This is a genomic window from Pseudomonas azotoformans (genome assembly GCF_900103345.1).
In the GTDB taxonomy this organism is placed as follows: Bacteria; Pseudomonadota; Gammaproteobacteria; order Pseudomonadales; family Pseudomonadaceae; genus Aquipseudomonas; species Aquipseudomonas azotoformans.
Genome location: NZ_LT629702.1, coordinates 4882501 through 4895621, shown reverse-complemented (window position 1 = coordinate 4895621; position 13121 = coordinate 4882501). Strand labels below are relative to the sequence as shown.

At 56.9% G+C, this 13121-nt stretch carries 9 protein-coding genes, 3 rRNA genes and 1 pseudogene (1 of these 13 running past the window's edge); 9 read left to right on the top strand and 4 right to left on the bottom strand.

What is annotated here, in order from left to right; all coding sequences use genetic code 11:
• Positions 1 to 353 precede the first annotated feature (353 nt).
• The 5 genes from BLR69_RS22315 (at position 354) to BLR69_RS22295 (ending at position 6934) form a co-directional block, all read left to right on the top strand.
• Positions 354 to 1064: a GntR family transcriptional regulator gene (locus tag BLR69_RS22315; RefSeq protein WP_071493246.1), complete on the top strand. Its 711-nt coding sequence runs from the start codon at positions 354 to 356 to the stop codon at positions 1062 to 1064.
• 316 nt (positions 1065 to 1380) lie between these two features.
• On the top strand, positions 1381 to 2139 hold the full coding sequence (locus BLR69_RS22310) for a DUF3050 domain-containing protein (RefSeq protein WP_071493247.1): 759 nt from the start codon (positions 1381 to 1383) through the stop codon (positions 2137 to 2139).
• Positions 2136 to 3083: a diiron oxygenase gene (locus tag BLR69_RS22305; RefSeq protein ID WP_071493248.1), complete on the top strand. Its 948-nt coding sequence runs from the start codon at positions 2136 to 2138 to the stop codon at positions 3081 to 3083. The genes BLR69_RS22310 and BLR69_RS22305 overlap by 4 nt, the downstream gene beginning before the upstream one ends.
• On the top strand, positions 3080 to 6457 hold the full coding sequence (locus BLR69_RS22300) for an amino acid adenylation domain-containing protein (RefSeq protein WP_071493249.1): 3378 nt from the start codon (positions 3080 to 3082) through the stop codon (positions 6455 to 6457). Before BLR69_RS22305 ends, BLR69_RS22300 begins: the two co-directional genes overlap by 4 nt.
• 18 nt (positions 6458 to 6475) lie before the next feature.
• Entirely contained in the window at positions 6476 to 6934 is a 459-nt protein-coding gene (locus tag BLR69_RS22295; RefSeq protein WP_071493250.1) for an SRPBCC family protein, read from the top strand.
• Positions 6935 to 6978: 44 nt separating this feature from the next.
• Here the strand turns inward: BLR69_RS22295 and BLR69_RS22290 are convergent, their stop codons facing one another.
• Positions 6979 to 8859 (bottom strand): methyl-accepting chemotaxis protein, encoded by a 1881-nt coding sequence (locus tag BLR69_RS22290; RefSeq protein WP_071493251.1) that lies wholly within the window; start codon positions 8857 to 8859, stop codon positions 6979 to 6981.
• 315 nt (positions 8860 to 9174) lie between these two features.
• Here BLR69_RS22290 and tnpA point away from each other — a divergent pair, with 315 nt between their 5' ends.
• The 4 genes and pseudogenes from tnpA to BLR69_RS22270 all read left to right on the top strand — a co-directional run bounded on the left by tnpA (position 9175) and on the right by BLR69_RS22270 (position 11939).
• Positions 9175 to 9492: an IS66-like element accessory protein TnpA gene (gene tnpA, locus BLR69_RS22285; protein WP_071492947.1), complete on the top strand. Its 318-nt coding sequence runs from the start codon at positions 9175 to 9177 to the stop codon at positions 9490 to 9492.
• A gap of 32 nt (positions 9493 to 9524) precedes the next feature.
• Positions 9525 to 9824, top strand: a pseudogene (gene tnpB / locus BLR69_RS31235) (IS66 family insertion sequence element accessory protein TnpB); the annotation flags it as partial.
• 50 nt (positions 9825 to 9874) lie between these two features.
• Positions 9875 to 11410: an IS66 family transposase gene (gene tnpC, locus BLR69_RS22275; protein ID WP_071492946.1), complete on the top strand. Its 1536-nt coding sequence runs from the start codon at positions 9875 to 9877 to the stop codon at positions 11408 to 11410.
• 22 nt (positions 11411 to 11432) lie between these two features.
• Positions 11433 to 11939, top strand: coding sequence for an AAA family ATPase (locus tag BLR69_RS22270; RefSeq protein ID WP_071492945.1), 507 nt, complete (start codon positions 11433 to 11435; stop codon positions 11937 to 11939).
• A 124-nt stretch (positions 11940 to 12063) separates the two neighbouring features.
• On the opposite strand, the gene rrf (BLR69_RS22265) is transcribed toward BLR69_RS22270, so the two are convergent.
• The 3 genes from rrf (BLR69_RS22265) to BLR69_RS22255 all read right to left on the bottom strand — a co-directional run.
• Positions 12064 to 12179, bottom strand: a 5S ribosomal RNA gene (gene rrf / locus BLR69_RS22265).
• Between the two features lie 109 nt (positions 12180 to 12288).
• Positions 12289 to 12404: ribosomal RNA gene (gene rrf, locus BLR69_RS22260) — 5S ribosomal RNA — on the bottom strand.
• A gap of 155 nt (positions 12405 to 12559) precedes the next feature.
• A 23S ribosomal RNA gene (locus BLR69_RS22255) occupies positions 12560 to 13121 on the bottom strand; it runs 2330 nt beyond the window's last position.

The window sequence follows — 13121 nt, the reverse complement described above, 5'->3', positions numbered from 1 at the left end:
GTCAGTCAGGAGAGCGACTCTATAGATATAAGAACTTCAATTTAAATACCGTTAATGAATATCTATAGACTGGAAAGTACCGCGAGAACCCATACCCCCTGGCACCTGGGGAATAAACTGCAACGGCAAAGTGTTGAGTCCATAGCCGGTGATCTTGCCATTGGTGGCTGCTGGAGCAGGTTCAATGAACCTGGCGGTGTAAGACGCCATAAATACCGGCTGTGGGTGCTGAGAGCTTGATGTTGAACCGCTTACAAGCCGAAACCGTGCCCGTTTGACAAGCTTATGGGCAGTCTCTAGTGTGCATTGGATCCAATTAGCCACCCAATTTGAATAAGGAGGATAGCGTAACCGTGACGCAGAAGCCGACGCCTTTAAACAGCATCAAGATCAGCGGTCCTATTCCCGCGCATCTTGCTCGTTCCGTGATTGAAGAAACCTTGCGCAACGCCATCCTGGATGGGCGATTGCCCTGCGGTACCGCCATGCGCCAACAGGAACTGGCCAGCCTGTTCGGGGTCAGCCGCATGCCGGTGCGGGAAGCCTTGCGCCAGCTGGAAGCCCAATCACTGCTGCATGTGGTGACGCACAAGGGCGCTGTGGTTGCACCCTTGATCGAGGATAACTCGGCCGAGACCTATGAGCTGCGGATGTTGCTGGAGTCTGAAGCGCTGCGCTTGTCGATCCCTTTACTCACCGAGGCCGATATTGCCGAGGCGGACGCCATTATTTGTGCTCTTGAGCAGGAAAAAGACTACGCCGAAATGGGCCGCCTCAATCGACTGTTTCACATGGCCCTCTATGGCAAAGCCCCGAACCAGCGGCTACTCAAATTGGTGGAGCATGGGTTGAACGAAGAGGAGCGTTTCCTGCGTTATAACCTTGAGGCCATGGGGCTGGGTGAGACGTCCCAGGAAGATCACCGCGAACTGCTGAACCTGGTGGTCCAGAAGAAAACCCAGGAAAGCATCCTGACGCTGCGCAATCACTTGATGCGAGGCATGGAAGTGATCACTGCATACCTCAATGGCCTGGATGCCCACGACAAGAAGGGTACGCAATAAGGCACACGGCTCTCCTGCCTCGACCTTCCCCTGTGCGGGGCGTCCTGACTCACAGTTAGCGCCTCGCCTCGAAGAAACTTCCCACTTACAACAAAGAAGCCAACTTACATAAATATCATTTAGAAAAACTTCTAACATATTTATATGTTCGCCAACTTGTTTAACCCGCTTATTATATTTTATTAACAAACCCGGCATTCGTCATATTTAGCGTCCCTGCACGCCAGCAGCCGTTTGACAGCGACTGTTCCCTTGCCAACCACAAAAAACTCATCGCTGTTCACACAGCAGACGCAACAACTCATAGGCATCAACCATGCATCAACCGTTACTCGAAACAGCAAAATTGAAGTTATGCAGTCATTCATTATTTTCAGAAATAACTTCCTTACGAAAGTTACAACTTTTCATGGAGAGCCATGTATTTGCCGTCTGGGACTTCATGACCCTCGCCAAACGCCTGCAACAGGATTTGACCTGTACTCGCCTGCCTTGGCTGCCACCGAAAGACCCGCAGGCCGCACGCCTGATCAATGAGATCGTATTGGGTGAGGAGTCGGACGAACATCCCGCGCAAGGCTATTGCAGTCACTTCGAACTCTACCTGGAGGCGATGGCCGAAGTGGGCGCCAGCACCGCGCCTATCAACCGCTTTATTACGCTGCAACGCCAAGGCCTGGAAGCAAATGCCGCCTTGCATGAGGTCGAGGTTCTTTCCGGCGTGGCGCGCTTCGTCAGCGACACCTTGAACCTAGCGCAGAACGCTCCCACCCATTGTGTGGCTGCAACGTTCCTGTACGGACGTGAGCATGTCATCCCGATAATGTTCGAGCGCATCCTGCAATCCGATGAACGCCTTCACCGCCAGGCGCCTACCTTGTGCGCCTACCTCAAGCGTCACATCGACATGGACGCACAGGAACATGGGCCGGCCGCCGAGCAGTTGCTTGAACGCCTCACCAGCGCAGACCCGACGTACTCCAAGCAGGCCCACGACGCAGCCCTTGCCGCCATGGAGAGCCGCATGGCGTTCTGGGATCAGGTTCAGGCCTCCTTGCAAGAGGTGCGCCCATGAACACCGGCGACTACACATCCATCGCCGACGACTGGGAGCGCCGTGCAACCATCCGCACACGTCCTCGCCGCTTGCTGGAAAACGACGACAAGCTGTTCTTCCCACTGTGCCGCCAGCCGTTGGTACTCAGCGCGACCTTTCTCGAACACTGCCCGCAGTGGCGCGATTTCGTGCTGGTTCAGAGCTTCTACAAATTCATCAACGACGTGGTGATATTCGAGACCGAGATCGTCGACAAGACTGCGCGCAGCATTGCCAAGAACCGCTTCTCGATTCCCTTCCCGCTGGCCTGCCGCGTTGATGCAATGACGGTCGTCGTGGACGAGGACTACCACGCGCTGGTCGCACTGGATTTCCTGCAGCAAACCGTGGCCATGACCGGCATACAGCCGCTGGAGCTGCCCAGGCAAATCGAATTGAGCCGCGCACTGCCCGCCGCACAGGCCCAAGTGCCAGCCCACCTGCACGATGCAGTAGAACTGATCGGCGTAGCCATCGCCGAAAACACTGTGACCCATGATGTGGCGGCGTTCTCCAAGGACACCAGTGTCAAAGCGTCCATTCGTGGCCTGATGGCTGATCACCTGTTTGATGAAGGCCGCCACGCGCAATTCTGGACGCGACTCGTACGCCTGTATTGGCAAACCGCGAGTGCGGACGATCGCGACAGCATTGCCAAGGTACTGCCAGTGTTCCTGGCTCAGTACCTGACGCACGATCTGCAAAAGGGCTTTGACCTTCACTTGATCGAACACCTCGATATCAACGCCAGCCTGCGCAACGCGTTGCGTAATGAAATCGCCGCGCTCACCTTCCCCATTACCCGCCGACACCCACTGTTGAGCAATATCCTTGGCTTCCTGCAACACAGCGGTGTGCTGCAGACGCCGAGTGTTGTGGACGCGCTGAAAGACTATTTGCCGACGCCCGGGGACGCGACATGAGGCGCCTGACAATCGGATTTTGCGGTGCCAGCAGCGCCTTGGCCGCCATCAGACGAGAGTTGGAACAGTATGGGCATGTCTCGAGTGATGAAGGCGTCGACCTGTGGATAGATGACGGGCATCAGCCACTACGGGACGCGGCAGACCCAACCTCAGCGTTGAGCCTGCGCCTGGGCGTTGGCCCGATGTCCGGCTGCGGACTACCCACGCTGCAGTTGCGCGCCTATGGGGCCAACCGGCGCTTGTCGGGAGTCCTGGACATCGCCGAAGAGCCCACGGGCAACGGGCAACGATTACGCCAGCAAGTGACCCACGCACTGGTGGAATGGGTTGCACTGCACGTCAGTGGTTTCTCACGCGACCCGGGGTATTTCTCCGAGAGTGCGGCTGCCAATGAATGGCCAGAGCAGGGGTTGGACGCGCTTGATGCGCTGGCATTTGTCCATCGATTCAACCACACCGAAGACCCTGCCGTACTGCGCGAAGCCCGAGTGCCCGTGATCGAACGGGTGCAGGCAAGCCTCCATAGGTTCGCTGATCGACCGGCGCTGAGGATCGCCGGCAGCGTAGTGACTTACCGCGAGCTGCACAGCCAGGCCCTCACGATCCAGCAACAGTTACACCCCTTGTTGGGCAAGACGCAAGCACCATCCGTGGTCGGCGTATGCCTTGAAAAATCCATCGAGTTGTACGCCAGTATCCTCGCAGTGCTGGGCTGTGGGGCGGTGTATCTGCCGCTGGGCCCGGACCACCCGCCACAACGCCATCAAGTCATGCTCGAGACCGCTGGGGCGCGCGTGTTACTGGACACAGGCCAACATCCTTTGCGAGCGCGCTTCACTGCACTGGATATCACCCGTCTTGACCTTCGGCATGTCGACTTCACGCTTGCGTTGATGCCAGCCCGTCCCCACCCCGACGCGCCCTGCATGACGCTCTTTACGTCAGGCACCACAGGCCAGCCCAAGGGCGTGCTGCTCAGCCAGGCAAACCTGGCACATTTCACGGCCTGGTTCAGGTCCTGTATGAACCTGGATGACCAGAGCCGTGTCTTGCAGTTTTCGCCATTGAGCTTCGACTCATCGCTGATCGATATATTCCCTGCCCTGATAGCGGGTGCCGAGTTGATCGTCCCCAGTGCCGAGCAACGGCGTGCCCCTGAGCAACTGTTGGATTTGCTCCGCCAGCAGCGCGTCACTCATGCCTTCTTGCCGCCTGCGCTGTTGAGCATTTTGCCGCTGGATCAACCACTGGGCCTGACGCACTTGTTGACCGGCGGCGATGTGTGCGAACCCCATGTCATCGAACGACTGGCAGGGCAGTGCCGGTTTCACAACCTGTACGGGCCCACGGAGACCACAGTGCTGGCCACCCATCGGACACTGCACCCCGGTGACTGTAACAGCAACCTCGGTTACCCCATTGCCAACAGCCAGGTGCTGATCCTCGATGACACTCTGCAACCGGTGGATGAAGAGGTGATGGGTGAGGTATACATCGTCGGCCCCGGAGTCAGCCTGGGGTATGTGGGCACGCCGCAACCGCCTGCCAGTCCTTTCGTGGAACTGGCCATACCAGGAAGTCAGCCATTGCGGGCCTACCGCAGTGGCGACCTGGCACGATGGACCGCCGACGGGATCGTGCTGGGTGGGCGGCGTGATGACCAAGTGAAAGTCCGCGGGTTTCGGGTCGAGCCGCAGGAGATTGAACAATGCCTGCGTAATAGTCGGCTGTATCGCCAGGTGGCAGTGGTGATTGACCGCAACAGCAGGATTCGCTGTTATGTCGCCCAGCCTGAACCAGACGCTAGCGTAGCCGCCCTGCAGTGCCATGCACGGCAATGGCTGCCAGACTACATGCGACCGGGCTTCTGGGAGGTGTTGCCACACCTGCCGTGTTCCGGTAACGGCAAAGTCGACCGGAAGGCATTGCTGGCACTACCAATCCAGTCTGTTTTGCAGGCTGCCGGCAGTGCTGAAAAAACTCCACTTCACGTTCAGTTGACCCACTTGTGGAGCGAGCTGCTGACGTTGCCCGCAGGTGATCTGTCTATTGACCAGAGCTTCTTCGATCTCGGCGGGCATTCGATTTTGCTATCGACCTTGTTGCTGCGTGTTCGCGAGCAGTTCGGCCGTAGCTTCGTGTTGAGTCACTTTATTGAAGTTCCGACGATTCGCACGCTCGCAAGGTTGGTGGAGAACGGTGAACGACCCGATGCCGTGTCCGGCCAGGCGGTTCGTGATGCTCAATGGGAGTGGGAGCTCGATACACTGCCCGAGGACCGCGCTGGTGATCCGCACAAAGTGATCGTGACCGGAGCCAACAGCTTTGTCGGTGTCCATATCGTCGAGGCATTACTGGCCGCTGGGGCAACCGAGGTGGCGTGCCTGGTACGTGAGGAGCCGGGTCAACTGCCGATGGTACGGTTCCTTCAGGCGTTGCATGAGTACCGCCTGGAGCATCTGGACTTGAGCCGGGTGCAGGTATATGCAGCCGATATCAGCCAGCCTCGATTGGGCCTGGTTGAAGTTGTGTATGAGACTCTCGCCAGAGACTTCGGCGTGCTGGTCCACAACGCGGCGCGGGTCAATCATGTGATGGACTATGCGTCACTGAAGCAGGACAACGTTGATCCCATACGCGAATGCCTGCGCCTGTGTGAGACCCACCGCAAGAAGGTCCTCAACTTTGTCTCGACACTGTCGGCCTCGAGCAGTATCGACTCGCAGGGCTATGTCCTCGAAGCGCCCGCCTCTACCACGTTGCCGCTGTACATCAAGAATGGTTACAACCTGTCCAAATGGGTCGCGGAGCGGCAATTGGGGTATGCAGTGGAGCGCGGTGCCTGGGTCAATATCCATCGTCCCGGCAATATCAGCTTCAACAGCCAGAACGGTGTGTGCCAGCCGCAGAAAAATCGTCTGATGCTGATGCTCAAGGGGTCACTGCAGCTGGGCCTGCTGCCCCGGTTGGCACTGAACTTCGACTTGATGCCGGTGGACTTTCTGGCTCGCTTCATTGCATTCCACAGCACCCGCTTTCAAGCCAGCCGGAGTGTGTTCAACCTGCATAACCCACAACCGTTGAGCTGGACGCACTACCTGGATGCGTTCAGTCGAGCGGGCCATCGCTTCAGGCGGGTGGGCATCGCGCAATGGCAGCAGGCGCTGCGAACGGTAAGCCAGGACAACGCACTGTTTGGCGTGCTCGGCTTTTACCTCGACCGCCTCGACGAAGACATCGGTGACACTTCGATGATTCGTTACGACAACGCCCGTGAAGGTGTCCAGCGGATGGGTGAACACTACCCCGCAAAGGACACGGCACTGTTGAGCAAAGGCTTTAATTACCTCAAGGCCATCGACTTTCTTTGAATACCCCAGGACAACCTCATGAAACTGCTGCAACCCGATACGTTAATCCGCAATCCGACTGCCCTGCCGATAGTGGCGTCTGTCGTGGTCAGCTGCTCAGCCTCTCGCCTGTGGGGCATGGTAGGGCAATTTTCCGGCTTCGATGCGTTCATTCCGGAATTGAGCCATATCGAAATGATGGGCTCAGGCGTGGGCGCCTTGCGGACAAAATTCTTCCGCGATGGCAATCGTGTAGTGGAGCAACTCAATAGCCGGGACGAGCAGGCCATGCACATGACTTGGACCACGATCTACAACACCCTGGGCGTGGCCAGACTATGGGCGGCGATCCAAGTGGAAGCACTTGAAGCGAAGCGCTCCAAGGTGATGTGGACAATTATTACAGAGCCCACAGAGAGGGCGAGCGCAGGGTTTGAACAGTTTGTGCAGAGCTTCGCCAACAGCGCCCTGGACAATGTCCGTCGAATGCTCAGCTAAGTGGCAGGAGCGAAGCGATGCGCCCCTGCCGTTGAATCAGCGGGTCAGATCTTGAAGCTATCGACCAGTTGCTTCAAACGATTGGCCTGCTGCGACAGGGCATCGCAATCCTTCAGGGTTTCATTGAGATTGGCTACTCCCTGCTGGTTCAGCAAATTGATCTGGTTGATATCCACATTGAGGGTTTCCACCACAGCCGTCTGTTCTTCGGTAGCGGCTGCGACAGATTGGTTCATGCCGTCGATCTCAACGATTCGCTGGGTCACGCTGACCAGGCGCTCACCTGCCTGGTTCGCGACCTCTACGCTTTCTTCGCTGGAGGCCTGGCTGGCGTTCATGGTGGTCACCGCTTCGCGCGAGCCTACTTGCAGCGAAGTGATCATTTTGTGGATCTCCTCGGCCGACTCCTGAGTGCGGTGAGCCAGGTTACGTACCTCGTCGGCGACCACCGCAAAGCCTCGCCCGGCCTCACCGGCACGGGCCGCCTCGATGGCAGCGTTAAGCGCCAGCAAGTTGGTTTGCTGGGAGATGCCTTTGATCACATCAAGGATGTGACCAATGTTGTCGGTGCTGGCGTTCAGGGTCTCGATCTGGGTGCAGGACAAGCTGATCTTCTGCGACAACTCAGACATGGCAAGGATGGTCTGCTCGACCACTTTGCGGCCATCATCGGCCTGCTCGCTGGCACCACTGGCGTGTTGTGACGCATCGGCGGCGTTACGTGCGATTTCCTGAGTGGCGGCACCCAATTCATTGATCGCTGCGGCGACGCTGTTAGTGCGCGCGCTTTGCTCGTCGGAACCGACGATTGAGGCATTGGACGAAGCCATCACACGTTGGGACAAGTCATGCACCTGGCGGGTAGCCGAGGACACTTCCGAAATCGACGCATGGATGCGCTCTACGAATTGATTGAATGCACTGCCGACTTCACCAAATTCGTCCTTGCTGGTGACCGCCAGACGACGGGTCAGGTCACCCTCGCCCTGGGCGATATCCTGCATCGCCACGCCCATAGTGGTCAGGGGTCGCAGCAAAACTTGAATCAACAAGCTCAGGAGCACGGCAATCGCAACCACAGCGATCAACATGGCAATTAAGGCGGATGTCCGGAAATTGCCCAGTGGTGCGTAGGCTTTGTCTTTATCAATCGACAGGCCGATATACCAATCTGCGCCAGGCAAGCCGCTAATAGGCGTGAATGACAGGATGCGGTCCTGGCCATTGAGAACAACATCCTGGCTGAACTTCTCAATGCGCACTTGGGTGCCGGGGTAGATGTCCTTGAGGTTTTTCATCACCTGGTCCTGATCGGGACTGACGATGACTTGCCCATCGCCGCTGACCAGGAACGCATGGCCAATACCGCCAAAGTCCACCGAGTTGATGATCTTCACCAAGGTCTGCAGGCTCAGGTCACCGCCGACCACACCGAGCAACTCGCCGTTCTTTTTCACCGGCATGGCGATGGTCACGATCTGCCCACCTACCGCTGCCATATAGGGTGGCGTGAGCATGGGCTTATCTGCAGCTACTGCCTGTTTGTACCAGGGACGCTGACGGGGGTCGTAGCCATCGGGCATTTTTGCGTCAGGACGTTGGGTAAACACACCGTTGGTTTGGCCAACATAGGTGAACTGGAAGTTATCAGTGAACGCAGGCTGATCAACCAGGCCAGGAAGGTCGGCACCACTGCCTTGGTGAGCAACGTTTTGCGTAAGGCTTTCGAGTACCAATATTCGGCCACTAAGCCAGTTCTGCACACTGCTGGCAGTGAGTTCACCGGATTGCTGGATGGACGACTCCAGGTTCTGCTTGATCGTGCTGCGCTGCAGGTAGTCGTTGTAGAGGGTGAATAACGCGAAGGCTAGAACCACAACGCCTGACGCGGCCAACAGAATTTTATGACTGAACTTGAGATTCATTTCATCGACTTCTTTTGCCAAAGGGGGGTGAGCGTGCCGAGTGGAACATTCCATGTAACGGTATAGGCAGCTTCTGGGGCCGCTCTATTTCGGTGCACGCATGGCTCGTCAGGCTTTCGGCCAAGCCGCGGCAAAGCTTAGAAAATTGTGGGACGTTTCTGACTTTTAAGCAGGAAACTGACCAGCGGTAGGCTTGTGTGAGGAGACTACAAATTGTAAGGGGCCGGTGAACACACCTTCCGAACCCCAGCATTAAGGGCGATGTTGTCCGTCTATTTTTAAGCGGACGCGATCACCCTTATCGCCAGGATTTCCATGCGCCAACGAAGCTCTTACCCGAAGCCCTTCAAAGCCCAGGTCGTGCAGGAATGCCTGCAACCTGGAGCCTCACTTTCCAGCGTCGCCATCAGCCATGGCATCAACGCCAACGTTATCCGCAAGTGGCTGCCGCTATACCGCGACAAGGCGGTCGCTCCACTTCCGGCATTCGTACCATTGCACCCCATGCCCAAGCGGCCCGCTGATGAGGCGGTGGTTATTGCATTGCCGCTGGGCGGCCAAGCCATCACGGTCAAATGGCCCATCTCCGACCCGGAAGGCTGCGCCCGCTTTATCCGCAGCCTCTCCCAATGATTCGCATCGACGCCATCTAGCTCGCCACTGAGCCTATGGACATGCGCGCTGGCACCGAAACTGCCCTTGCCCGTGTGATCGCGGTGTTCGGTGCGGCGAAGCCGCACTGCGCTTATCTGTTCGCCAACCGCCGCGCCAATCGGATGAAAGTACTCGTGCACGACGGTGTGGGTATCTGGCTGGCCGCACGCCGCCTGAACCAGGGCAAATTCCATTGGCCTGGCACGTATCGAGGCCACGAAGTTGAACTCGACGCAGAGCAACTTCAGGCGCTGGTTGTGGGCCTGCCTTGGCAGCGGGTGGGTGCTAACGGCGTAATTACGTTGCTCTGAATCGGGTCTTTTAGCTGTGTCGGGTGGGCGGCTTTGGTAAAATCCACGGCATGACTTCCACGCCCAATCTCGACCAAATGACGCCCGATCAACTGCGCGCACTCGCTGCGCAGTTGCTGTCGAAGGTCGACACCATGGGCCGAAAGATCCATCGTGACGAGACGATCATCGAGCAGCTCTCTCACGAAATCGCGATCCTTAAACGCCACAAGTTTGCCAAGCGCAGTGAGCAGATCAGTCCGGCGCAAGGCAGCTTGCTGGATGACTTGCTCAACACCGACCTCGAAGCCATCGACGCGGAGTTGAAAGCACTTCGTCCCGCTCCGGCACCGGACGAGCCACGCCAACAACCCAAGCGTGCAGCGTTGCCACCGCAGTTTCCTCGTACCGTCATTCATCATGAGCCGGAGAGCACTGAATGTGCTTGCGGCTGCCAACTTCAGCGCATCGGCGAAGACGTCAGCGAGAAGCTGGATTACACGCCCGGCGTGTTCACGGTTGAGCAACATGTACGTGGCAAGTGGGCCTGCCGTCAGTGCGAAACACTGATCCAGGCACCGGTACCGGCACAGGTGATCGATAAGGGTATCCCCACCGCCGGCTTGTTGGCCCACGTAATGGTGGCCAAGTTCGCCGACCATCTTCCGCTGTACCGGCAGGAAAAAATCTTCGGCCGTGCGGGACTGGCGATCCCGCGTTCGACGCTGGCTCAGTGGGTCGGTCAAACCGGCGTACAACTGCAACCGCTGGTAGATGCACTGCGCGAAGCCGTGCTGGCTCAGCAAGTCGTCCATGCTGACGAAACACCGGTGCAGATGCTGGCACCGGGCGAAAAGAAAACCCATCGAGCATACGTCTGGGCCTACTGCACGACACCGTTCTCGGCACTGAAAGCGGTGGTCTACGACTTCAGCCCCAGCCGTGCCGGCGAACATGCGCGTAGCTTCCTGGGCACTTGGAACGGCAAGCTGGTGTGCGATGACTTCGCAGGCTACAAAGCTGGCTTCGAGCAGGGCATCACCGAAATCGGCTGCATGGCACATGCCCGGCGCAAGTTCTTCGACCTGCATGTGACGAACAAAAGCCAGTTGGCGGAGCAGGCGCTGCACTCCATCGGCGGGCTGTACGAAGTCGAACGGCAGGCCAAGGATATGAGCGATGAAGATCGCTGGCGATTACGCCAAGAAATGGCGGTGCCCATCGCTGAAAAGTTGCATGAGTGGATGCTGGCTCAGCGCGCACTTGTGCCCGAAGGGTCGGCCACGGCCAGGGCACTGGATTACAACCTGAAACGCTGGGTAGCGCTGACGCGCTACCTAGATGATGGGGCTGTGCCCATCGATAACAACCCGGTGGAGAACACGATCCGGCCATGGGCGCTTGGGCGCTCCAATTGGTTGTTCGCCGGGTCTCTGCGCAGTGGCAAACGAGCGGCAGCGATCATGAGTTTGATCCAGTCAGCGCGGTTGAATGGGCATGATCCGTATGCTTTTTTGAAGGACGTTCTCACGCAGCTGCCGACACAGCGGGCGAGTGAAGTGGACCAGTTGCTACCGCATAACTGGCAGCCACCTAGACTGGGTTAACTCACTAACCTAAGGACATAGAATGCTCATTGTTTTCAGCGGTCTTCCAGGTACCGGAAAAACGACTATTGCATGCGACCTTGCCGCCAGAACAAGTGCCTTGTATCTGCGGATCGACACGATTGAGCAGGCTATTCGAGACTCCGGTGCTCTTGCACAAGACGTAGGACGGAGCGGGTACATGGTCGCCAATGAGCTTGCTCTAAGCAATCTTCGTTTTGGGAGCACGGTCATAGTTGACTGTGTTAACCCAGTATTCGAAAGCCGAAAGGCATGGAGCGAAATCGCCACACGCTCTGGTGCTCCATTAGTGAACGTCCAAGTGATCTGCTCTGATAAACATGAACACCAGCGTCGGGTAGAAACCAGAAAGATCGATATTCCTGGGCTGACTCCACCAACCTGGCAGTCAGTACTGGATCATGAATACGAGGCGTGGGAAGACGCTCCGTTTAAGATAGACACAGCTTTGACGTCTCCTGCGCAGGCGGTGGCGATGATCACCGAACGGTTTTTATCCAAGGAGTAGCCCCAGCCTCAGGCCTGAGGTTGCAAGGTGTGATTAGCAGACGCTTACTACAAATTGTGGCGACTTATAGCCCCAAACGACAAAACCCCTGTCTGCGTTAGCAGACAGGGGTTTCGGAATTCAATCTTGACGATGACCTACTCTCACATGGGGAAACCCCACACTACCATCGGCGATGCATCGTTTCACTGCTGAGTTCGGGATGGGATCAGGTGGTTCCAATGCTCTATGGTCGTCAAGAAATTCTGTGTACCGGACCGTTGGGTTAGCAACGTGCCGGTGAAATTCATGGACTTCTACATAAACAAAACCCCTGATTGCGTTAGCAATCAGGGGTTCTGGAATTTAATCTTGACGATGACCTACTCTCACATGGGGAAACCCCACACTACCATCGGCGATGCATCGTTTCACTACTGAGTTCGGGATGGGATCAGGTGGTTCCAATGCTCTATGGTCGTCAAGAAATTCGGGTACCGAGTCGTGGCTTATGCCTCGCTTCAGCAAATTGGGTATGTGACAGCTTTCGGTGCTTTGTGAGCGTCGAACTTTCGGTTCATTTCGTCTTCACACACCGCAATCTGATGCTCGTTAGAGTAGTCAAATTGCTTGGGTGTTATATGGTCAAGCCTCACGGGCAATTAGTATTGGTTAGCTCAACGCCTCACAGCGCTTACACACCCAACCTATCAACGTCGTAGTCTTCGACGGCCCTTCAGGGAACTCAAGGTTCCAGTGAGATCTCATCTTGAGGCTAGTTTCCCGCTTAGATGCTTTCAGCGGTTATCTATTCCGAACATAGCTACCCGGCAATGCCACTGGCGTGACAACCGGAACACCAGAGGTTCGTCCACTCCGGTCCTCTCGTACTAGGAGCAGCCCCTCTCAAATCTCAAACGTCCACGGCAGATAGGGACCGAACTGTCTCACGACGTTCTAAACCCAGCTCGCGTACCACTTTAAATGGCGAACAGCCATACCCTTGGGACCGGCTTCAGCCCCAGGATGTGATGAGCCGACATCGAGGTGCCAAACACCGCCGTCGATATGAACTCTTGGGCGGTATCAGCCTGTTATCCCCGGAGTACCTTTTATCCGTTGAGCGATGGCCCTTCCATACAGAACCACCGGATCACTAAGACCTACTTTCGTACCTGCTCGACGTGTCTGTCTCGCAGTCAA